The organism is Brevibacterium ravenspurgense (genome assembly GCF_001584615.1).
Classification (GTDB): domain Bacteria; phylum Actinomycetota; class Actinomycetes; order Actinomycetales; family Brevibacteriaceae; genus Brevibacterium; species Brevibacterium ravenspurgense.
In genome coordinates, this window is sequence record NZ_LQQC01000008.1 from 122,775 (window position 1) to 145,438 (window position 22,664).

The 22,664-nt window shown below is 61.4% G+C and carries 17 protein-coding genes; 7 read left to right on the forward strand and 10 right to left on the reverse strand.

The window, feature by feature from the left end; translation table 11 throughout:
* The first annotated feature begins 245 nt into the window (after window positions 1-245).
* The gene (locus tag Bravens_RS03705) at window positions 246-656 is read left to right on the forward strand and encodes an HsmA family protein (protein WP_062020583.1); all 411 of its coding nucleotides are present in this window, start codon (window positions 246-248) and stop codon (window positions 654-656) included.
* 77 nt (window positions 657-733) lie between these two features.
* On the opposite strand, the gene Bravens_RS03710 is transcribed toward Bravens_RS03705, so the two are convergent.
* Entirely contained in the window at window positions 734-1,774 is a 1,041-nt protein-coding gene (locus tag Bravens_RS03710; protein WP_062020411.1) for a pseudouridine synthase, read from the reverse strand.
* Window positions 1,775-1,922: 148 nt separating this feature from the next.
* Here Bravens_RS03710 and Bravens_RS03715 point away from each other — a divergent pair, with 148 nt between their 5' ends.
* The gene (locus tag Bravens_RS03715) at window positions 1,923-3,218 is read left to right on the forward strand and encodes an AMP-binding protein (protein WP_062020413.1); all 1,296 of its coding nucleotides are present in this window, start codon (window positions 1,923-1,925) and stop codon (window positions 3,216-3,218) included.
* A gap of 33 nt (window positions 3,219-3,251) precedes the next feature.
* Here Bravens_RS03715 and Bravens_RS03720 read toward each other — a convergent pair whose 3' ends face one another.
* The 7 genes from Bravens_RS03720 to Bravens_RS03750 form a co-directional block, all read right to left on the reverse strand.
* Window positions 3,252-5,318, reverse strand: a complete 2,067-nt coding sequence (locus Bravens_RS03720) for an acyltransferase family protein (RefSeq protein WP_062020415.1) — start codon at window positions 5,316-5,318, stop codon at window positions 3,252-3,254.
* A gap of 415 nt (window positions 5,319-5,733) precedes the next feature.
* The gene (gene groL, locus Bravens_RS03725; protein ID WP_062020417.1) at window positions 5,734-7,320 is read right to left on the reverse strand and encodes a chaperonin GroEL; all 1,587 of its coding nucleotides are present in this window, start codon (window positions 7,318-7,320) and stop codon (window positions 5,734-5,736) included.
* A gap of 82 nt (window positions 7,321-7,402) precedes the next feature.
* On the reverse strand, window positions 7,403-7,696 hold the full coding sequence (gene groES, locus Bravens_RS03730) for a co-chaperone GroES (RefSeq protein ID WP_019176058.1): 294 nt from the start codon (window positions 7,694-7,696) through the stop codon (window positions 7,403-7,405).
* A 337-nt stretch (window positions 7,697-8,033) separates the two neighbouring features.
* A complete protein-coding gene (locus tag Bravens_RS03735) occupies window positions 8,034-8,963 on the reverse strand; it encodes a TatD family hydrolase (RefSeq protein ID WP_062020419.1) in 930 nt (309 codons plus the stop codon).
* 5 nt (window positions 8,964-8,968) lie between these two features.
* Window positions 8,969-10,549 carry a methionine--tRNA ligase gene (metG, locus tag Bravens_RS03740; protein ID WP_062020421.1) on the reverse strand — a complete coding sequence of 527 codons (1,581 nt, stop codon included), beginning with the start codon at window positions 10,547-10,549 and terminating at the stop codon, window positions 8,969-8,971.
* Window positions 10,550-10,645: 96 nt separating this feature from the next.
* Window positions 10,646-11,488: a 16S rRNA (cytidine(1402)-2'-O)-methyltransferase gene (gene rsmI, locus Bravens_RS03745; protein ID WP_062020423.1), complete on the reverse strand. Its 843-nt coding sequence runs from the start codon at window positions 11,486-11,488 to the stop codon at window positions 10,646-10,648.
* 110 nt (window positions 11,489-11,598) lie between these two features.
* Window positions 11,599-12,093, reverse strand: coding sequence for a DUF4190 domain-containing protein (locus tag Bravens_RS03750; protein ID WP_062020426.1), 495 nt, complete (start codon window positions 12,091-12,093; stop codon window positions 11,599-11,601).
* 102 nt (window positions 12,094-12,195) lie between these two features.
* Here Bravens_RS03750 and Bravens_RS03755 point away from each other — a divergent pair, with 102 nt between their 5' ends.
* The 5 genes from Bravens_RS03755 to Bravens_RS03775 all read left to right on the forward strand — a co-directional run bounded on the left by Bravens_RS03755 (window position 12,196) and on the right by Bravens_RS03775 (window position 18,963).
* On the forward strand, window positions 12,196-13,818 hold the full coding sequence (locus tag Bravens_RS03755) for a dolichyl-phosphate-mannose--protein mannosyltransferase (RefSeq protein WP_244878109.1): 1,623 nt from the start codon (window positions 12,196-12,198) through the stop codon (window positions 13,816-13,818).
* A gap of 168 nt (window positions 13,819-13,986) precedes the next feature.
* Entirely contained in the window at window positions 13,987-15,255 is a 1,269-nt protein-coding gene (locus Bravens_RS03760) for an acylneuraminate cytidylyltransferase (protein WP_082791008.1), read from the forward strand.
* A gap of 30 nt (window positions 15,256-15,285) precedes the next feature.
* Window positions 15,286-16,197 carry an N-acetylneuraminate synthase family protein gene (locus Bravens_RS03765; RefSeq protein WP_062020428.1) on the forward strand — a complete coding sequence of 304 codons (912 nt, stop codon included), beginning with the start codon at window positions 15,286-15,288 and terminating at the stop codon, window positions 16,195-16,197.
* A gap of 100 nt (window positions 16,198-16,297) precedes the next feature.
* Window positions 16,298-17,503 carry a glycosyltransferase family 2 protein gene (locus Bravens_RS03770; RefSeq protein WP_062020430.1) on the forward strand — a complete coding sequence of 402 codons (1,206 nt, stop codon included), beginning with the start codon at window positions 16,298-16,300 and terminating at the stop codon, window positions 17,501-17,503.
* Window positions 17,500-18,963 carry a polysialyltransferase family glycosyltransferase gene (locus tag Bravens_RS03775; protein ID WP_062020432.1) on the forward strand — a complete coding sequence of 488 codons (1,464 nt, stop codon included), beginning with the start codon at window positions 17,500-17,502 and terminating at the stop codon, window positions 18,961-18,963. The genes Bravens_RS03770 and Bravens_RS03775 overlap by 4 nt, the downstream gene beginning before the upstream one ends.
* Here the strand turns inward: Bravens_RS03775 and Bravens_RS03780 are convergent.
* Both Bravens_RS03780 and Bravens_RS03785 read right to left on the reverse strand, forming a co-directional pair.
* A complete protein-coding gene (locus Bravens_RS03780; protein WP_062020434.1) occupies window positions 18,952-20,412 on the reverse strand; it encodes a hypothetical protein in 1,461 nt (486 codons plus the stop codon). The genes Bravens_RS03775 and Bravens_RS03780 overlap by 12 nt on opposite strands.
* Window positions 20,409-22,613 carry an acyltransferase family protein gene (locus tag Bravens_RS03785; protein ID WP_082791009.1) on the reverse strand — a complete coding sequence of 735 codons (2,205 nt, stop codon included), beginning with the start codon at window positions 22,611-22,613 and terminating at the stop codon, window positions 20,409-20,411. The genes Bravens_RS03780 and Bravens_RS03785 overlap by 4 nt, the downstream gene beginning before the upstream one ends.
* Window positions 22,614-22,664: the final 51 nt, after the last annotated feature.

The following is a 22,664-nucleotide window of genomic DNA, read 5'->3' on the forward strand; positions in this document are numbered from 1 at the left end:
CCTTTCCTCCGGTTGGACCGCTGCCGCCTGATGTGCGCGGGACATGTGCTTGACACGTGCCTGCCGTCCGCGGCTTTTTTCTGAACCTATCCTAAGGGGTTCGCGCACGCGTAAGCGGCGCGGGTTGGATGGTCATGTGGGCGGTGCGCTTGGTGCCGCTCACGCGCAGAATCAGCCGAAAGTATGACCCCAAGTTCAGCTTTCTGCGCGATGTGCAGAAAATAGGAACGCGCGAGGCTGAAGGCATGCTGATTCTTGCGATTGTCCTCATTTCACTGGCACTGGTCTTCTACACGATCGGCGTGTGGGCCGAGCGGCTGAAGAAGACCCTCACCTGGCCGCACGTGGTTCTGTTCGGACTGGGTCTGCTCTTCGATGCTTCCGGCACCGAGGTCATGCGCCGCATTGCCGCCGCAGGCAATTCGACGATGTCGAACGCCCCCGATGGTTCTCTCGCCCAGATCCTGTCGATCACCATGGCGATCACCGGCCTGATTGCGCTGATCCTCATGGCGGTGCACTTCTTCTGGGCGCTCATTGTGATGATCAAGGGCACGGAGAGGGCCAAGGCCATCTTCCACAAGTTCTCCGTGACCGTGTGGGCCATCTGGCTGGTGCCCTACCTGACCGGAATGGTGTCCTCAATGGTCGCGTGAGCGTGCGGCTGACGAGGTGCAGGGCCGGCTGACGAGGTACCGGTCCGGCTTACGAGGCGCCGCTCACCACGCCGCACTCACCGGGCTGGCCCCGTGGGCACGCTGAGTGGGAAGTTCGACTGGAACTCCCGCGCTTTCCCGCTGAGCGGATCAGTGAACCGAAGCCCGTCTGCTACCAGCTGCAGCGGGTCGGAAAAGTCGTACGGGTCCGGCGCCCAGTCAGCCGGGTAGACGGGATCACCCACCATCGGCACACCCAGCCCGTTGAGGTGTACGCGCAGCTGATGGGTTTTCCCGGTGACCGGTTCTAAGGCGAACTCGCCGATTGAGGTGAGCTCCGCCTCGTGATTTGGGAGTGAGGCTTCCGGCCCTACGACCGGTGCCGAGTCCGGCGGGAGCCGGCGGGCAACTCGGCCGCGAACACCCTCGAACCGCAAACGGGTTTCGGTGTTGGGCGCACCGGAAATTTCGACCACTTGGCGGTCGCCTTTGGTTTTGTGCAGGCGGGTGCGGCGGACGGCCGGCAGGGCATCGGAGTCAAAGCCCGGCAGCAACCAGGCGAGCGCCCGGTAGGTTTTGTGCACGCGGCGGTTTTGGAAGAGAACCTGGTAGGCGCCTCGGGTTTCGGGCCGGCGGGAGAATAGCAGCAGCCCGGCGGTCACACGGTCCAGTCGGTGGACGGCCACAAGGTCGGGTTCGTTCAGTTCTATGCGCAGGCGGGTCACCGCGGATTGGCGGACAAAGCGGCCGTTGGGGGTCGAAGCGAGGAAGTGCGGTTTGTCGACCACCACGATGTCGCGGTCTTCGTAGAGCACGGTGAGGTCGAACGGGACGGGATCTTCGTGCGGGACCGGGCGGTGGAAGAAGTAGAAGCCGCCGGGGATGACGGGGTCGTCCGGGGCTGCGGGGCGGCCGGTCTCGTCGGTCAGGCAGCCGCCGTCCGGGTGTTCGGTGAGCCAGGCTCGGTCCTGGGGCGAATGGTCGGGGAACTCCTGGGCCAGCCAGGCTTCGATTGTCTCTGGAACCGGCAGGTGGGCTTTTGCCGAGGTCTGCTTCCCACCGGGAGCGCGCAGGCGGGTTGCGCTGATCCCCTCACGAGGCGGAAGGGGACTTCGCATCGCAGCCTCCTGGGGGTCTCGGGGCAGGTTTGGCAGTGGGCACCTCCCCCATTCATACCCTTACCGGGCGGATATGAGAAAAGGGGCGCGAAGTCGGCGTATTCACGATAAAGTCGACCGGGCCGGGATTTTATCGACAGGAGAAGCTGTGAAGCTCACCACCATGCTGCAGAACGTTGTTTCCGACCACGGGGACCGCATCGCGCTGGTCACTCCGTCAGAGCGTGTGACTTACGCGCAGCTGGACGATAGGGCACGGCGGGCGGCTGCTGTGCTTGCCGCACATCAGGTGTTTCCCGGCGATCGTATTGGCGTGATGACGCTCAACAGCGCTTCGGCCGTGTACACGCTGTTCGGCGCGTGGTACTTGGGTGCGATTCCCGTTCCTCTGGATCCGAAGATGGATTCGGATGACCTCGAAGCGGTCATCAGCCACGCGGGCATTGAGGTTGCGCTGGTTTCCGCAGAACTGTGGAAGGCCGCCAAACGCGTTGACCTGGGCATTGAGTGGATTGTGTCCGATGCCGGGCGCGGTGGCGCTGGTCGTGGTGGCCGTGGGGATGGCCGTGGCGGTTCGGTGTTTGAAACTGCAGTTGATGCCGTCGATCCGTACACGGAAGCTGAATACGAAGACGCTGCGACCGCACTCATTCAGTACATCGATCTTGTTGATGGGATTCCACGGGGTGCTGTTTTCACCCACGCTGGTTTGGCCGAGGCGCAGCCTGCTGTTGCGCAGGCTATGGGAATTGACGGCTATGACGTTGTGCAGACCGCCTCACCCCTGTGGAATCCCGCGGTTCTGCACACCTCGATTCTGACGCCGCTGTCCTTGGGGGCTGCGGTCGTGCTGTCGGCTGATCCGCAGCCTGGCTCTGCAGCGGCCCTTGTGCAGAAAGCCGGTTCGACGGTTGTCACCGGCACCGAGGCCGCACTTCTTGCTTCTCTTCCCGGCGCGACGTCTGCTGGTTTTGCTCCGGGTGACATTGAGCGGATTTTTGTGCTCGGGCCTGTGTCGTCGCCCCGTGTGGGCGCTGAGATTGCGCGCGCCTACAGGGCTAAGCACTTCTTCGGCCTGTACTCCCCCGGTGCTGCCGCGGGTGTTGGTCTGCTGGTCACAGCCCAGGACATTGTGAAGGCTCCCGGGTCTGTGGGCTCTCCTGAGCAGGGCACCGGCATTGATGTCCGAGTTGCCGAAGGCACCGGCACCGCCATGGGCGGGGTCGCTCCTGACGAGGTGCCGGGCCGGGATTCGGCTGGTTCGGCTGGCGCTGGTTCAGCTGATGGTGAGGGTGCGCGTGGTGAACTGCAGCTGCGCGGTCCCGGCCTGCTGAAGAACTTTTGGCGCAATCCGATTGCGACCGCCGATTCGCATGACGGCGAATGGCTGCGCACCGGAGTTGCTGCTCGCGTTGACGCCGAAGGCCGGATTCACCTGGTCTGAGTGGCCGTCTGACCCGAGCCGAAGCTTGGTTCGTCAGCTGGGTTGCTGCAGCAGCCAGTCGAAGTCTTCCCGCATTTCCTTTTCCAGCCCGTGCGCTAGGGATTGAGCGAACGGCACGGTGAAGTGGCCGTTGTCGTAGCTGGTCAGGATGTTACCGACCACCGCATCGCAGTTCTTTGCGCTGGGGTCCTTGACGGCTGGGCAGATGTATTCCTTCATGTCCACGGAATACGCGCCCTCAGGAAGATCTGTCTGCGGGTCTTCGTCGAGCCATTTCTTTTCGATGCCGCATTCTTGTGATGTGCCGCCACCGGATATGCACCGAGGAATGTTGAGGTTGTCGTCTTTCGGCGCGGCTCGCATGAGCATCAGCTTTGCGCCAGTGTCAGTGATCTGCTCCCACCAGTCGGGGGCTCGGTCCAGGATGTACTCTTCATCCTCCTGTTCGTCCGTGCGGGAGCCCGATGTGACTACAAGGTCGACGTCGTTGTCATCGAGCCATTCGATGAGGTTTTCGTTGTACTTGCCGCACATTGAGTCTGGGGAGGGTTCACCGCCCAGGGGGCAGCCGCCCTTGTCGAGTACGAGTACTTCCCAACCGTACTTCTTGGCGAGACTCTTGAATGTCGTCTCCCAATGGCCAGCGAAGGACCCACCGGCCAGAGCAATTGTTGCTGTCGGCTGCAACGGAGCATCCTCGTCCTCACAGACCAGAACTTCGTCAGTGCCCGGGTCATCACCCCACCGCTGTTCGCAGCCCTGCTGGAAGTAGGGCGCCACGAAGGCTCCAGCATCTTCAGGTGCCGGGAAAACATCTGCTTCGGGCAGCTCACGGTTGCCATCCCAAAACGCAATGTCAGCACCGGGGTATGTATCCGAATCGAGGTCGTCGTATGCAGAGTGAGCTTCAACGTTCGAGTTCGTTTGGGTCAGCGGGGTGATGACAAGTGCGCCCACCAGCATTGCCGCAGCACCCGCGGAGATCATCGTCTTGTTGCGTTTGAGAACACTGCCGATGCGAGACGACGATTGTGGCGTCAACCGCTGCTCAACACCCCGGTAGGTCAGTGCAGCCAGCACGACTGCAATGACGCAGACGACCGCGGCTCCCCTGATGCCGGCGGCAGGCTGGTCTTTGATGTTCAGGTAGAAGATGAGCACCGGCCAGTGCCACAGGTAGATGCCATAGGACCGGTCGGCAAACCACCGCACGGGGGCTGATGTGAGGAACCTCGAGGACGAGAACCTTTCTGCCGGGGTGCCGCTGAGGTCACCCGCGATCATCACGAGCAGCCATCCCACCAGCGGCCACAGCGCCCACGGGCCGGGGAACACCTGACCGCCGTCGAAGACAAAGCCGGTGGCTGCGATCATGGCAAGACCAATCCACCCGGCGGCGAGCCTCCACCTGGTGTTCAGCTGGATGCGGTCAAGAACAAGGGCCACAAGCCCGCCGAAGGCGAACTCCCACAGGCGGGTCCACGTTGACAGATACGCTTCGTCTTGCGCGTAGTGACCCTGGATGATGGCCCACAGCAGTGAGGCGACCAGTACGCCGGTGAGTGCTAGGGCGATTGTCTTCACTAAACGCATGCGCCGGGTGGCACCTGAAATGATCGCCACGAGGGCAAAGAAAATTGGGAGTCCTACATAGAACTGTCCCTGTACGGACAGGGACCAGAAGTGCTGGTACAGCGAGGTCTGTGGGCCCGCTGCACCATAAGCCAGCTGTGAGCGGATGAGCTCAAAGTTCTCGACGTACAGAAGCGATGCCCGCGCTTCCGCGAATATCTGCCGGTGGTCGGTTTTCGGCACGATGAAGAAGGCAGCAACAGCCGTCACACCGATAACCAGAGCGGCGGGAACGAAGATTCGTCTGAACAGTCGGCCGAAGTACTTGGTCAGGTTGATCCGGCCGGTGCTATCGAGTTCCCGCAGCAGCATGCCAACGAAGAGAAAGCCGGTGATTGCCAGAAAGATGTCGATGCCGCCGGAGATTCGACCTTGGCCGAACAGGTGGAAGAGTACAACGCCGAGCAGCGCAAGTCCGCGGACTCCGTGAAGTTCAGGACGGAATCTGCGTTCGGGGACACTCAGCATTGACGATACTCGCACCGGCGTATTCACAGCAGCGAACTTTCATCTCTACTCGACGTCTACAGCATGTCTCGACTTACTCGATTTTGGTAAAGGCTGAACGCCAATTCAATTACTCTGCCGGCTGCGAGTTGCAGACAAGTGAACTAACAGTTGCGGCTTGGGATGCGTTGGGCTGGAAGCCGAGATCCACCTCGTTCTTCTTTCGAGCTGCCCCTGCCATTGGCACAAAAATTCCCGTCAGCAACAGAAACTCCCGTTAGCCGGACTGCTAATGGGAGTTTCTGTTGCTAACGGGTGGGGCGACCCCAAAAACCAGCACGCAACTCGGCTTAAAAACGACGAAGGGCGGATGGATAATATCCATCCGCCCTTCGTTCACTGAGCTCAAACCGAAGTTCGAGCCTCAGTAAGACGATCAGTCTTCTTCGTCTTCTTCCTGCTTCTCGACAACCAGCGATTCGGTGGTGAGAACCAGTGCTGCGATCGATGCTGCGTTGCGCAGTGCCGAACGGGTGACCTTGACCGGGTCGATGACGCCCTTGCCGATGAGGTCGCCGTATTCGCCGGTAGCAGCGTTGTAGCCCTCGCCGAGTTCGAGTTCTTCGACCTTGGACACAACGACGAAGCCGTCCTGTCCGGCGTTTTCGGCAATCCAGCGAAGCGGCTGACGCACAGCGCGGCGCACGATGTCAGCACCGGTGGCAGCATCGCCTTCGAGGCCGAGGCCTTCGGCTGCAGCGGATGCGTGCACGAGTGCGGTACCGCCACCAGCGACGATGCCTTCTTCGATGGCTGCGCGAGTAGCAGCGACTGCGTCTTCGACGCGGTGCTTGCGTTCCTTGAGCTCAACTTCGGTGGCTGCGCCGACCTTGATGACGGCAACGCCGCCGGCCAGCTTAGCCAGGCGCTCCTGCAGCTTTTCGCGATCCCATTCGGAGTCGGTCTTTTCGACCTCAGCGCGAATCTGGGCGACGCGACCGGCAACAGCTTCGTCTGCTCCGCCGCCGTTGACGACCGTGGTGTTGTCCTTGGTCACGGTGACGGTGCGTGCGGTGCCGAGCTGTTCCAGGGTGGCCTGTTCGAGCTTCATGCCCATGTCCGGGGTGATGACTTCGCCGCCGGTGAGGACTGCGAGGTCTTCCAGGATTGCCTTGCGGCGGTCGCCGAAGCCGGGAGCCTTGACGGCAGCAACGTTGAGGATGCCGCGCATCTTGTTGACAACCAGCGTCGACAGAGCTTCGCCTTCGACGTCTTCGGCGATGATCAGCAGCGGCTTGGATGCCTGCTGAACCTTTTCGAGCACCGGCAGGAGGTCCTGGATGTTCGAGATCTTGCCCTGGTTGATGAGGATGTAGGGGTCCTCAAGCACTGCTTCCTGACGGTCTGCATCAGTGATGAAGTACGGCGACAGGTAGCCCTTGTCGAACTGCATGCCCTCGGTGAATTCGAGTTCAACCGCGGAGGCCTGCGATTCGTCAATCGTGATGACGCCGTCCTTGCCGACCTTGTCGAAGGCGTCGGCGATGAGTTCGCCGATTTCTTCGGACTGTGCCGACAGTGCTGCGACGTGTGCGATTTCCTTGGAACCGGAAACGTCGCGAGCGATTTCGAGCAGGCGAGCCTCAACAGCTTCGACTGCGGCTTCGATGCCGGCCTTGAGCTGGCCGGGAGCTGCACCGGCAGCAACGTTGCGCAGACCTTCGGACACGAGTGCCTGTGCGAGAACGGTTGCGGTGGTGGTGCCGTCACCTGCGACGTCGTTGGTCTTGGTGGCGACTTCCTTGGCCAGCTGTGCGCCGAGGTTTTCGTAGGAGTCGTTGAGTTCGACTTCGCGGGCGATGGTCACACCGTCGTTGGTGATGGTGGGTGCGCCCCACGCCTTGTCGAGGACGACGTTGCGGCCCTTTGGTCCGAGCGTCACTTTGACGGTGTCGGCCAGAACGTTGACGCCCTTTTCGAGTGCCTTGCGGGCTTCGTCGTCGAACAGAAGGGTCTTAGCCATGGTTCACTTCTCTTTCTGTAAGCCGTTGCCTGTACGGCAAGCGCCGCCCGTCAGGCGGCGGTTGCTGTGGGTGCGGAAGTGATCAGGCGATGACTGCGAGGACATCGCGAGCCGAGAGCACCAGGTACTCTGCGCCTGCGTACTTGACTTCGGTGCCGCCGTACTTGGAGTAGATGACCTTGTCGCCGACTTCGACGTCGACGGGCACGCGGGTACCGTTTTCGGCAACGCGGCCGGGTCCGACTGCGACGACTTCGCCTTCCTGCGGCTTTTCCTTAGCGGTGTCCGGGATGACGAGGCCGGAGGCAGTGGTCTGTTCGGCTTCGACCTGGCGGACGACGATCCGGTCTTCAAGCGGCTTGATGTTCACCGACATGGAGGAAACTCCTTCGATCAGTTGTATGAAGGTTGCTGTGTTCAACTTGAGCGGAGGGGACAGCTGGGACGCTGTCTTCTGACGAGGCGCCGCCTGCTTTGGTCTGTTTCCTGCCGTCGTCGCGGGTGCCGGCTGGAACGGTCCTTGACGAGTGCGGTGTGCTGAGGTTTTCGGCTGAGCCCTGCGCTCAGCTCATTGTTCAGCGATTAGCACTCGCACCACTCAGGTGCTAATTCCGACTGTAGTCTGCGCTTGGCACTCGGTCAAGCGGAGTGCTAACCAAGCACATCTGGCTGCCGGGTGGTCACTCCATGCAAGACAGCGGATGCTCGTCAGTTCAGGCCCACTCCCCGATTGCCCGCAGCGCGTTGGCGGTGGTGATGTTCGCAATGTGCTCTTCAGATACTCCGCGAACTTCGGCCAGCTTGCGCGCGTTGAGTGCAGCGAGATACGGCCCGCCGGGCTTGCCGCGGTGTGGGTGGGGTGTGAGGAACGGTGCGTCGGTTTCAGTCAGCAGGAGTTCGTCCGGCACGACCGCCGCGGCTTCGCGCAGCCCGGCAGCGTTTTTGAACGTGATGTTGCCGGCAAAGGACATGAAGTATCCGCGGCGAGCGCATTCTTCGGCCATGTCAACATCCCCGGAGAAGCAGTGGAGGATGGTGACGTCTGGCGCACCGACTTCGGCCAGGGTGTCGAGGACATCCTGGTGTGCTTCGCGGTCGTGAATCTGCAGCGCAAGGCCGCGGCGCTTGGCGATTTCGATGTGCGCGCGGAAGGATTCCTTCTGCGCGTCCATGTCGGCGCTGTCGGATGCGTCGGTGCGGAAGTAGTCGAGCCCGGTTTCACCGACAACCCGCACGCGTTCGCGGCCTGCGAGTTCGTCGATTTCCGCCAGGGCATCGTCCAGCTGTCCTGCGCGGGCAAGCGTGGGCGCTTCGTTGGGGTGCAGAGCGACTCCACCCAGCAGCCAGGGCCTTCCAGCTTCGGCTTCGGAGGCCACGATGTCGGCCGTCCAGCGGGCGGCCGGCAGATTGCATCCGATCTGGACTACTCGTTCGATGCCGGCCGCCATGGCGGATTCGTAGAAGAACGACAGCGGCGGGAATTGTTCGTCTTCGCCGGGCACGACGTCTTCTGCGATGACTTCGCCGGCTTTCAGCGGCAGGCGCACGCCGGTGCAGATGTCCAGGTGGGTGTGGGAGTCAATACCGGGCGCTGCCAATTGTTCGGGTACGTCCGGGTACTCTCCCGCTGCGCGTGAGGCCACGCTTATCAGTCCTCCGGTTCGACGTATTTGGGGAACACGGGTTCGGGCTTGGGCAGTTCGGTGCCACCGGTAAGCCGTTCACTCAAAGCGGCGAAGCTGCGCGGGTCACCGGCTTCGATGTTGTGTGCACCCGCTTCAGCCTTACTGGCTTCCACACCCAGAAGATCAAGGACCTTGGATGCGGATTCGGGCATGATCGGCTGGACCAGGATGGTTACGCGGCGCAGAACTTCAAGCGTTGTGTAGAGAACAACCGCCATGCGGCGTTCGTCAGTCTTGCGCAGCTTCCACGGTTCCTGTGCCGAGAAGTAGCGGTTGGCGGCCTCAAGAACCCGCCACAGGGCACCTACGTAGCGGTGCAGTTCCTGCAGGTCGACTTCCGATCGTGCCTTGTCGAGCAGAGCAGCGGCGGCATCCAGGAGTTCACGGTCGTCGTCGGTGAATTCGTCGTCGGAAACGTCCGGCACAATACCGCCGAGGTTCTTCGCGACCATGGACAGCGAGCGCTGCGCAAGGTTGCCGAACTCGTTGGCGAGGTCTGCGTTCTTGCGCGAAATGATGCCTTCGGCGGAGTACGAACCGTCCTGGCCGTAGGAGATTTCCCGCAGCACAAAGTAGCGCAGGGTGTCCAGGCCGAAGCTGTCGATGAGGTCGTAGGGGTCGACCACGTTGCCGATCGACTTGGACATCTTTTCGCCCTTGTTGAACAGGAAGCCGTGCGCGTGGACACGCTTGGGCAGTTCAACACCTGCACTCATAAGGAATGCCGGCCAGTAGACGGAGTGGAAGCGCAGGATGTCTTTGCCGATGATGTGCACATCAGCCGGCCAGAATTCGCGGAACGATTCAGATTCGACATCCGGGTATCCCACACCGGTGAGGTAGTTGGTCAGCGCGTCGACCCACACGTACATGACGTGCTTGTCATCGCCTGGAACCGGCACGCCCCAGTCAAATGTGGTGCGCGAAATCGAAAGGTCCTGCAGTCCCTGCGAAACGAACCCGATGACTTCGTTGCGGCGCGTGTCCGGGCCGACGTATTCAGGGTGTTCTTCGTAGAGCTTGAGCAGCTTGTCCTGGTAGGCCGACAGGCGGAAGAAGTAGGACTCTTCTTCTGTCCATTCGACTTCCGTGCCCGTGTCCACTGAAACGCGTGTGCCGTCTTCGCGCAGCGTGGTTTCGTCTTCTGCGTAGTAGGCCTCGTCGCGTACGGAGTACCAGCCGGCGTACTTGTCGAGGTAGATGTCGCCGGCGTCGACCATCTTCTGCCAGATGAACTGGCTGGCTTTGATGTGGTCTTCGTCCGTGGTGCGGATGAAGCGGTCGTAGCTGCTGTTGAGGTCGTCGTGGAGCTTCTTGAACTTCGCGGCGTTGAGGTCGGCGAGTTCGCGGGTGCTGATGCCCTCTTTCTGAGCTGTCTGCTGCATCTTCAGACCGTGTTCGTCCGTGCCGGTCATGAAGAACGTGTTTTCGCCGTCCAGGCGCTTGAACCGCGCGATCGTGTCCGATGCGATGTATTCGTAGGCGTGGCCGATGTGCGGCTGGCCGTTGGGGTAGGCGATCGCCGTGGTCATGTAGAAGCTCATGTGGCACAGTCTACGGCCGGGCACTGACATGACGAGGTGCCGCCCACCATCCGAACCGGCACCTGACTTTCACTGGGGTCAGGCTCCGGCCCCGGGTCACTCCCTGTGCAGGTACGCCTCGTAGACTTCGCGGGTCTTCAGCCCCGCGGTTTTGGCAACCTGTGCTGCTGCGTCCTTGCCGCGCATGCCCTGGGTGACGAGTTCAGACACCCTCTCCAGCACATCCTCCGGCTCTACGCCCGGCCCGTCGGTACCGGAAACGACGAGGGCGATTTCACCTCGTACGCCGTCGGCAATGTCGAGCAGCACATCCGCGGCCCGACCGCGGATGACCTCTTCGTGCAGTTTGGTGAGTTCCCGGCACAGTGCGATTCGGCGGTCGTGGCCGAACACCTCGACGATGGCTTCGACCGACTGGACGATTCTGTGCGGGGCTTCGTAGAAGACCATGGTGCGCTCTTCGCGTTCCAGCGACTGCAGCAGGGCGCGGCGTTTGCCGGATTTGCGCGGCAGGAAGCCTTCGAAGGTGAAGCGGTCGGTGGGCAGGCCCGACAGCGCCAGCGCGGTTGTCACAGCGGTGGGGCCGGGTGCGCTGGTCACGGGCAGTCCGCGGTCGGATACGGCCTTCACCACGTGGTAGCCGGGGTCGGAAACACCGGGCATGCCGGCATCGGTGAGCAGCACGACGCGCATTCCGGAATCGACGGCGTCGGCGATTCTTTCAGCGCGGGACTGTTCGTTGTGGTCGAACAGGCTCATGATTTTGGCTGTGTGCTGGACTTCGAGCCGTTCGGCTAAATCGAGGAATCGGCGGGTGTCTTCAGCCGCAATGAGGTCGGCGGCGGCGATTTCTTCGCGCATACGCGGCGATGCGTCCCCGAGGTTGCCCAGCGGCGTCCCCACGAGCACGAGGGCGGCGCGGTCTGAGCTGTCAGTCACGGTCGTGTCCTTTTGTTCTGGAGGTGGCGAGGTGTTGGGGAGGCGCCGAGGTGCCCGCCGGCCAGCGGTCCAGGCACGGGTCGGTGCGGGTCAGGTTCCGAAAGCTGGGGTCAGGAACCGGCGAAGGCTCCAAAGCCGATGAGAACGCCGAAGAGCGCGAGGAAGCCCAGCATGAGCAGCAGAACGATTCCGGTGCCTACGTAGCCGCAGATCAATCCGCCGATGGCCAAGCCTCGGCCCTGTTCGCCCGTCTTCTTGATCTGGGAAAGCGAAATGTGACCCAGCACGATGCCGACCAGCAGACCCAGGAACAGCGGACTGAAAGCCCATCCCAACAAAAATCCGACAAGGGAGCTGACCAGCGATCCGATCGCCATGCCGTTGGTGCCCGGTGGCTGGTAGTACCCAGTCGGCTGTCCGTAGGGCTGGCCGTACGCCTGCCCGTACTGCTGGCCAAAGGGCTGCGCGTAGGACTGATCCTGGTAGCCGTAGGCCTGCTGACCGTATGCCTGGCCTTGGTAGCCGCTGTTGTCAGGCTGTGAATACGGCTGAAGACTGCCCTGCGGCTGTTCCTCAGGCGGCTGGGGAATATACGAGCTGGACACTGCGGCTCCTCGAAGATCGGGGTGCGTACGCGCCCAGTGTAGCCCCGCCGGTACCGCCGCTGTCAGTTCAGCCGTGTCAGCGTCTCCATCTAGACTGGCGCCGTGAGTTCATTGGCGTCAGATATGCGCAGCAGCACCGGGGCACAGCGCATCCGGCCAAGCGGGCTGCGCGCGCGAGTGCCGCAGAACCCTGCGCTGACGTCCGTGTGGGGCTGGGTGTGGCCGCTGCTGATTGCCGCTGTCGGCGGATTTCTGCGCATGCTGCGCTTGGACCATCCGCGCGAACTCGTTTTTGACGAAACCTATTACGTCAAGGACGCCTACTCGATTGCCCATCACGGGGTCGAACTCAAATGGGCTGAGGACGCCAACGGCAAGTTCGCCGCCGGCGATTTCTCGGCGCTGACCGATGACCCTTCGTATGTTGTCCATCCGCCGCTGGGCAAATGGATGCTCGGGGCCGGTCAGCTGCTTTTCGGCGACGGCACCAATCCTTTTGGCTGGCGCTTTACGGCAGCGCTCATCGGCACCATCAGCATTGTGATCATCGCCCGCATTGCCATCCGCATGTTCGGTTCGGTGTGGCTGGGTGCAGCGGCCGCCCTGCTGTTGGCGGCTGACGGGCAGCATTTCGTTCATTCGCGCACGGGCCTGCTAGACATTTTCGTCATGTTCTTTGTGCTCATCGCGTTCTTGCTGCTGCTCATTGACCGCGACGACGCCCGCAAGAAGATCCTGCAGCGCACAGGTCCTAGTGTCGACAAGCAGCACACGGGCTCCAAACCGTGGTTCATGCCGGCTTCTTTCGGCCCATCGCTGGGTCTTCGTCCGTGGCGACTGGCCGGCGGCATTGCCTTAGGTCTTGCCTGCGGCGTCAAATGGAACGGCCTGTACGCGCTGGCTGTTTTCGGCATCATGATTGTTCTGTGGGATGTCGCCAACCGTCGCGCAGCAGGCATTCGCCGCCCGTGGCTTGCGGCACTCGGCAAAGACTCCGTGCCTGCGTTCATGTCCCTCGTTCCGGTGGCCGGCCTCGTGTACCTACTGTGCTGGATCGGGTGGATCCTCAGCCCCAAGGGCTGGGACCGCAGCTGGGCCGCTGACAACAGCGGCTGGTGGGATTTCCTGCCTGACTGGATGGTCAGCCTTGCGCACTATCACTACACCGCCTACAACTTCCACGTCGGCCTCGACAAACCGCACACCTACATGTCCAACCCGTGGGGCTGGCCTGTGCAGTGGCGGCCCACCAGCTTCTACTACCGCTCCTACGGTTTGGGTGAACACGGCTGCGCGGTCGAGAAGTGCTCGGCTGCGATTCTCTCCGTGGGCAACCCCGTGGTGTGGGGCCTGGGAACCGTGGCTCTCGTCGTTGTTCTGCTGGCCTGGGCACTGCGCCGCGACTGGCGGACCGGAGCAATCCTCGCCGGGCTTGCCGCAGTGTGGCTGCCGTGGTTCAACTACCAGCACCGCACAATCTTCACCTTCTACACCATCGTCATGGTGCCGTTCATCGTTCTTGCACTTATCTACGCTCTCGGCATTGTGTGGGGAACAGCTACCGGCAACGCATCAGCACGGTCACTGCGGGCTCGCCGCCTGGCCGTCGCGGCAATCCTCGCGGCTGCGGTCCTCGTCTTCGCCTTCTACTATCCCATTTGGACGGGCACCACGATTCCCTACGATTCCTGGCGTATGCGCATGCTCAACCCCACCTGGATCTGACCGGACCGCACACCCAACACCAGCACAGCCCCGCAGCTGAGCCTCACCTCGACAGCCTGCCCACCCAGGAACCTCCTCCGATTTCGGAGGAAGGTTAACCGGAATCTATCTGTCGCGTAGCTTCGATTTAAGATTCCGTTCGCAAGGGGCTACTGATAATGGACCCCTATGACCATTTCAGCCAACACTCCCCCGTCCCCCGCCGCAGATAACGCACCCAGCGAAAAATCCGCATCGGCGGTGGCAATCATTCCGGCCCGTGGTGGTTCCAAGGGCATCCCGCTGAAGAACCTGCAGAAGATCGGTGGGCGCTCCTTGTTGGCGCGAGCCATCGACGCGGCTCAGCGAAGCACTGAAATCGACACTGTCGTCGTTTCCACTGACCACCAGGGCATTGCCGAAGAAGCTCGCGCGCACGGGGCCGAAGTTGTTATGCGTCCCGACGACATCAGCGGCGACACCGCCTCGAGCGAATCCGCTCTGCTGTACACGCTCGCGCAGCTCAGCCGCACCCACAAGCCCTTTGACATCACGGTGTTCATCCAGTGCACCTCGCCTTTCATCAACCCGCAGGACCTCGACGAAGCCACAGCCGCCGTCGCAGCTGGACGTCACGACGTCGTGTTCTCCGCGGCCGTTGACCATTCATTCTTGTGGAAGCTCAGCCCGGACAACACTGCAGAGGCCGTAGGCCACAGGGCGGAGTTCCGCCCCCGCCGCCAGGACCGCGAACCGCACTTCTCCGAAACCGGCGCGTTCTACGTCATGCGCACTGCCGGCTTCCAGGAATCGGGTCACCGCTTCTTCGGCTCGATCGGCATCCAGGAAGTCCCAGAAGACGACGCCCGCGAAATCGATTCACTGTCTGACCTCACGCTGCTTCGCGCGCTGGCTGACCAGCGTCAGCAGGACACATCACAGCTGAGCGAACTCGACATTGACGCTGTTGTTACGGACTTCGACGGTGTGCACACGGATGACCGCGTGTTCGTTGCCGAAGACGGCACGGAATCAGTGCCGGTCCACCGCGGTGACGGCATGGGTGTGTCTCGCCTGGTCAAGGCCGGTGTGCCGTTTCTCATTCTGTCGAAGGAACGCAACCCGGTGGTCACCCGCCGCGCAGAGAAGCTGCGGGTGGAAGTTGCTCAGGGCATCGACAACAAGGCCCACGTGATTGCCGGCTGGATGGCCTCACACGGCCTGGACCCGGCCCGGGTTGCCTATGTCGGCAATGACATCAACGACCTTGAAGCCTTCAGCGAGGTCGGCTGGCCGATTGCGGTTGCCGATGCTCACCCGGCTGTTCTTGCCGCCGCACGTCACGTGCTGGCATCAGAAGGCGGCCGAGGTGCCGTCCGCGAGGTCTGCGACCTCGTCCACGTGCCCACCCGCCATTCGGCAGGTGTCCAGGAACCCCAGCCATCCACCACCCACTGAGCTAAAAACCTCCCACCCGAAAGGATTGACATGACTGCTGTCCCCTACTCCAGCACCAGCGAAGGCAAGACCATCACTCCCGTTGCCATCGGCGAACACAAGGTCGGACCGGGCAACCCCACCTACCTGATCGGCGAAATCGGCATCAACCACAACGGTGACGTCGAACTGGCCAAGCAGCTCATGGACGTTTCCAAGGTTGCCGGCGCACAGGCTGTGAAGTTCCAGAAGCGCAACCCGGAAGTGGCCGTTCCGGAGCACCAGAAGTCCAAGCCGCGCTCCACCCCGTGGGGCGAAATGACCTACCTGGAATACAAGTACCGCGTTGAGTTCGAAGACGAACAGTACACCGAAATCGACCGCTACGCCAAGGAACTGGGCCTGCAGTGGTTTGCCAGCCCGTGGGACGTTGACTCGGTGAACTTCCTCGAAAAGTTCGACGCTGTCACTCACAAGGTTGCTTCGGCTTCCATCACCGACGTCAAGCTGCTTGAGGCTCTGCGCGACACCGGCAAGCCGCTCATCATGTCCACCGGTATGTCGACTCTCGAGCAGATTGACCGCGCCGTGGAGATCCTCGGCACCGACAACCTGGTTCTTATGCACGCCACCTCGACCTACCCGCTGCCGGCCGAAGAAGTGAACCTGCTGGCCATCCCGGCTTTGCGCGAACGCTACGGCGTTCCGGTCGGCTACTCCGGCCACGAACTGGGCACCACCATCACCACCGCGGCAGTCGCCCTGGGTGCTGTGACGGTTGAACGTCACATCACGCTGGATTCGGCCATGTGGGGTTCGGACCAGTCGGCCTCCATGGAACCGGCTGAGTTCATTTCGCTCGGACGCCAGATCCGCGAAATCGAAACCGCTCTGGGTGACGGCAACAAGCGCGTCATGCCGGGCGAAGAACCCAAGATCGCTTCGCTGCGCGTCCACAACTGAGTCACGCTGACTATCTCAATCGACTCTCAGTTCGCACCTCGGCACATGTGCCGGGGTGCGAACTGAATTGACCGCAGTTTGTAAACAGCGAAAGATTCTCATGGCCAAGATTTCCCTTATCGTTCCGGCAAAAGACTGTGCGCACTACCTGCCGCAGGCTTACCGGTCCATCCTCATGCAGTCTGAGCCTCACCCCCTGCAGCCCAATCCCATTGATCTGACGGAACTGCAGGTCATCGCAATCGATGACGGAAGCTCAGACAACACTCCACAGGTCCTCAATGAGATCGGGGCGAAGTTCGACAACTTCGAAGTCATCACGAACCCAACCAATGTCGGCCTGGCGAACGGCCGCAATCAGGGGCTCGACCGGGCTGAGGGCGAATACATCGTCTTTCTTGACGGAGACGACTGGCTGGCACCGAACCACCTGGCCACCATGCTCACTGCAATGGACAGTCTGAACGTTGATTTTGTTCGCTGCGACCACACAACCGTCACCGGGAATCGACGTGGCCTCAAGCGCGCTCCGATGTCGGTTCGCGGACGCGCACTCAACCCTCGCACAGGCGTCCTTCCGGCTCACACCAGCTCCATGGTCGACTATCCCTACGCGTGGGCGGGGATCTTCCACAAGCGCCTGCGCGATTCCGGCCTTCTGTATTTTCCCAAAGACTTCATGACAGCCGAAGACCGAAGCTGGATCTGGGGTCTGCACCTGGACGCAGAATCATTTGCCGTAGTTGATGCCCCAGGCATCATGTACCGGCGCAATGTCAGCGGTTCACTCACTCAGATCCTGGACGAACGCCAACTGATGTTCCTGGACGCTTTTGACCTGATCTTCGACCGTCTGGAAAAGGATCCTGAAGGGCACACGTTCTTCCCCAAGGCGGCCCGCAACCTGTTCGCCCTCATGGAGCATCACCACAAGCGCTACGTCCAAGCCGTCGCCTATGCTCAGGCAGCCGCAGAGCTCGGGATCGAAACAGGCGCTGTTGGCTCAGACGCTTCGGTGCTTGACCAGATTAAGCGCCGCATGACTGGTCGCCGCGGGCGTTCGCAGATGTTCTTGGCAGCGGTGGAAGAACAGCGCCGCAACATTCAGAGCACCAAGAACCTGCGCGACCTCCCGCCGGTCCAGAACATCCCTCAGGAGGTGCAGGAGGCGCTTCGGGCCGGCGGCCGCCGGGTAGCTCAACGCATTCCTCGCGACGTTTTCAGCGAAGTCTTCGCTACCAGCACCGAACTGCGGCAGGCCCATATTTCCTGGTATCTGCCGGAAGCAGAAAGGACATCAGCATGAAGCAGCTGTTCTTCGTTTCCACCATGTCCCAGGTGATCACCCTGGCCGCGGGCATTGACAATGGAGCCTACGACACAGGTTGGCTGCCGCAGGTGGCGTCTTTGCCGATTGGACAGCCGTACAGCGCACTTGAGGGGATGCCCGTGCAGCAGCGTGTGCGGGAAGACTTCCCCGCCGTTGACGAGCGCGTCCTGGTCGTCTCGAACCATTCGCTTGCCCCTGAAACTGCCGCACTGCTGTGGGAACTGCCGGAAGCGCAGCCAGCGCTGAGCCGCTTTGATCGCGTGGTTGATCTCAACGCCACACTGTCGCCCATTCATCCTTCCACGTGGTCTCCAAACGCCACGGAGCTTCCCGTGTGGGACCGTCTGCTGCGTGAGCGGTGGGATTTGGGTGATGCCGAACTTGAGCTCATTGTTGAATCTCCGCAGGTCAACCCTGCTGTGGCGATTGGCCGTGTTTTTCACACCGCTTTTCAGCGGGTTCACGCGGATGGACTCATGTCCTATGCGGCAACCCGCAATCAGCTGCACCTGACAAATGGTCAGCGTATGACTTCGCTCCACTACCTGCCCTATGTTGAAGGCCTCGAGCCGGTTCTTTTGAGCGAGCACGGAATTGTTCCTGTTCCGTTGGGTTGGGATGCGTACCGTTCCGTGGTTCTTGAAAGCCTGGAGACAGTCCGGGCGGTTCTCGATGCTGAACTCGGCTCGCTCTCCGGAGACTCCACTGCTCTGGTGGTGGGCCAGTACCTGGCCTCCCTCGACATCCTCACCGATGACGAAGAGGACCGGCTGCACGTCAGAATGCTGGAGGAGGCACACCGCCGAGGTGCCTCTCACGTAGTCTTCAAACCTCACCCCGCGGCTCCACCGGCTGCGGTGAGCGCTCTGCGGGAAGCCGCTGAAAAGCTGGGCCTTGGGTTCACGGTGTTTGACCGTCCCGTCATCGCCGAAGCGATTTTGGCTTATCTGTCGCCAGCCTGCGTGATCGGCTGTTTCTCGACAACACTTGCGACAGCGCGCGCCGCCTATGGAATTCCCGCTGTTGCGGTTGGCACCCAGAAAGTGCTGAGCGCACTTACTCCCTTCGAGAACTCCAACCGCATTCCTGCAGTCATCTGTGATGCGATCATGGACGGTTCCAGCGGCGAGCTCAGCTCCACGGAAGTTGCGCGTCTGCAGGGCCTGATCGAAGCAATTGCCTACGCATCGCGCCCCAGGGTGGTTCCACACCTTCGCGTAAACGCTGAGTCGTTCCTGGAATCTGCTCAGCACAACACGGATCTGGGCTACTTCCGCAGGCGCAGGCTGACCAAGCTCAACCTTCCGGGAGCTTTGCCGAAAAGGAAATGGTCACCGTCGGGCAAGGTTGAAAAGCGCCTTCCGACGCCTCTGCGCGCACCGTACCGCAAGCTGCGCAAGCAGGTGAAGAGCACGGTCAAGACCTTAAAGCGCTGAGGTGCGCCCCGTCTGCGGCCCGTCGACCTTGTCGGCGGGCCGCTCTCGTTTGCGGCCGAAGAATCCGGTTAGGGCGATGACGAGGGCCAGGGAAACAGCAACTGCGGGCCAATGCGTATAGCGGAAGTGGGCTTCGGGAATCACCGGAAAGTACGCGACCATGTAGAGGAAAGCTGACGATGTCAGCATGAGCACAGTTGCCCGGCCCTGTCTGCACACCAGGCCCAGCGCAGCGACTAGGACGGAGGCAGCCAACCAAAACCAGGGTTTGAACGTGAACCCAAGTTTCGCAACGCCGAAGTCCAGGACATATGTCTTTGCAGCCCGCTCAAACGGCTCGGGACCTAGCCCAAACCCAGTTTCCTGCGCAATCGGCACGGGGTGCTCCAGATACTCCAGCATCGAACGCGACAGATAGTAGCGATACACCGACCACCGGTAGGAAATATAACGACCGGGGTGCGTGATGACGTTTTCGCGCCACAGTTTTTTCAGCCCGCCCCTATGAGCCACAGCGATCGGCTGGTAACTACCGCCGATTCCTTTGCCAAAGCAGTTCCAGTAGGCGTCATAGTATTCGCCTCGCTCATAGCAGCGAGCCCTCGATGTATTGATGCGGTCTTTCAGCTGCTGCGAAACATCAGCCTTGTTGAGCTCGTCTTCGGGCACCGAAAACATGACGTCATCGAGCATCACCTGGTAATGCTGGTGGGTTTCTTTGACGTGCCATGCCTTTGCTATTCCGGCATCAGCGACTACTGCACCTCCCCCGACCACAAAAATCAGCACAAAGGCACCTGCGATCCCCTTAACGAACCGTTTCCTGCGTGAACCGGCCCCATCACCACGGCGCACCCTCAGCTTCCGCAGCGTTCCTTCAACAAGCGGCCGCAATTGCCATGCCAAGTAGAAGCAGATCGGGACCACAGCGGCAATGGCGTTTTTGCGCACCAGTGTCGCAAAGATGAGCACAACGAGTGTCAGAAGAGCAAGCACCACAGTTCGCTTTGACCGGGTACCGCGGCGGGTGAGCATTGCACAGCCGCATCCGGTCAGCAACGCACCGGTGAGAATCGTGTCCTTCCACGGGGTGTTGATCTGGCTATATGCCCACGGGCTGATAGAGACAGCAATGACCGCCAGCGATCCCACTCTGCTGCCCAGCCGACGGTGAACGCTCCGAGCAATGAGCAGCACACCGCAGAAATACAGAATCACCGAGAACGCGAACAGCGAACCGATCCAACCGGTGGCCCCGTAAAGGCCTTTCCACACAACCGCAATGATCGGCGGGTGCCAGTCACTCATCTGCCTCTGACCGACAACCTGTCTGAACTGTTCGATGATGTCGAACTCAGCACGTCCCGTGCCGAAGCCGATGATAGTGATCCCGGTGCAGAATGCTGTCAGCACGAGCAGAAGCAGGTCCCACCGGGATCGTGCGTTCACTTCTTGTCCGTCTCAATCTTCAGGGCCTTGGCCACATAGTCGGCCAAGGTTTCTGAATAGGATGCCGAAATATGGTCCTGGTCGCGGTACACAACCACGGAACCGACCACGGCGGGGCATGTTGTGGACTGTCCGCAGAAATAGGGCGTGGGATCCCAACGGCGGATGTCGAGGTCCTCCGCAGCCTTTTTCAGTGCGAGGTCAGCACCGTCTGGTTTGGGGTCTTCGCGCTTGAAGTTGCACTCTGCCGGATCGGCTTCGTTCAGGCCCATGCAGTCGGCCATGTTGAACGGCGGAACAGGAGTGTCGCCGAACGCTACGACGTCGATGCCAGCATCTTTCAGCGGCTTTAGCGTTTCGATGTACCCGTCGTAGCCGACAACGTCGGACTCAGCCAGGCCTTCTTCTTCTGCGGCTTCAACGTCATAGTCGTCAACGTCCAGATTGGCGATGAGCACCTTGTCAGGTTTTTCGTCCACAAGGTGTTTGACGAGCTTCTTCACCGGCTCGACGCAGTTGAGCCCTTCGTTCTTGTAATTGCGCGGGGTGGTGTTCAGCCCGCAGGCGTTTTTCGCATACACCTGCAGTTTCCAGTCTGCTCCTTCGAGTGCTTTTTCCAGTCCCGGCACCCACTGGGCCGCGTGGGAGTCCCCCACGACAGCCAGTTCCTTTGATCCCTCCGGGTTGAGCACAGTGCAACCGCGGATGGTGTCCGATTCCTTTTTATTCGGATACGGGTGGCACTTTTCGGGGAACTTCGGACGGTCCTCAATGAGGTCGACCGCTTTGGGGAAGTAGTCCTTCTGCCCTTCCGCGTGCATGGGCAGGTCAAGCGACTCCAGCGGATCGCTGATTGCCCGAGCCCCGAACAGCGGTTCACCGTCTTCAGGTTTCTGCGTGGCCTGATCGTCTGCAACAGTGTCGTACTTTTCCTGTGCTTCGGGCACCCGTTCGTATTCACGGTTGACCGCCCACTGCGGAACAAGCGCCACCACCGCGGCAACGACCATGGACACTGCCGCGGCTTCGACCGTCAGCCACCTGCGCTTCTTGAACATTTCGTTACGGCGCAGCGGCTCTTCGACAAAGTTGAAGCTCAGGTAGGCCAGCGCCAGTGCGAAGACCAGCAGACCCGTGCCTTCGATCGTGTTGGCGTGACGTTCGAACTGCGCGGTGAAGAACACCACCAGCGGGAAGTGCCACAGGTACAGCGAGTACGACCAGTTGCCGATCTTCTGCACGGCTTTCAGATCGACAATCGGGGTGAGCGACCCCAGGCCCTGGGTGCGGCCGGCGGCAATGACAGCCATCGTGCCCAGAACCGGCAGAAGCGCAGAGACACCCGGGAATGCAGGTGTCGTGCCGGTGTAGAAAATGCAGGCCACAAGAATTGCGGCAATACCGGTAAGCGCCATCACCGTGCGCAGGCGCGGGAACCGCTCCGTGTCCACCATGACCACGGCCAGCAGACCACCGGCGCCGAGCTCCCAGATGCGGGACTGTGTGACGAAGTACGCCGTGGGGTCCCCCGACCCCACCAGCACTGCCGACCACACGAACGACACCAGGATGATGATGGCAAAGAGCACGCCGACAACCACCCGAAACGTCCTGTGGAACTGCTGTTCGGGCGACACGTGGTGAGCACCCCCAGTGCCGATCTTGCGCAGGGCACCGGGGACGGCGCCTCGGGAGTGGCGGGCGACAGCCCGGCCCGCAATCCATACGGCAAGAATCACCGCCAGCGGCCACATGATGTAGAACTGCTCTTCGATTGAGAGCGACCAGAAGTGCTGGAACGGTGACGGCGAATTCTGCGCGCCCAGATAGTCAACAGAGTTGATGGCCAGCGCCCAGTTCTGCACGTAGAACGCCGAAGACAGTCCTTCGATTGCCGCTTGGGACAGTGAGCTGCGCGGCAGGAAGTACAGGGATGCCAGGGCGGTGATCACAATGGCGACGGTCGCGGCCGGAAGGATGCGCCGGGCACGGTTGGCCCAGAACGTCAGCAGGTTGACCGTTTGGGTGCGTTCGGCTTCGCGCAGCATGTGCGCCGTGATGAGGAACCCGGAGATGACGAAGAAGACGTCAACGCCCACGAATCCGCCCGGCAGGAAATCCGGGTTGATGTGGTAGACGACCACGGTGACGACGGCCAGTGCGCGCAGCATCTGGATTTCCGGTCGAAACCTACGGTGCATGGGCTCCTCGTTCGTTTGGCGGCCTGTGGGCGGTCAATTGGCTGTCTGTGT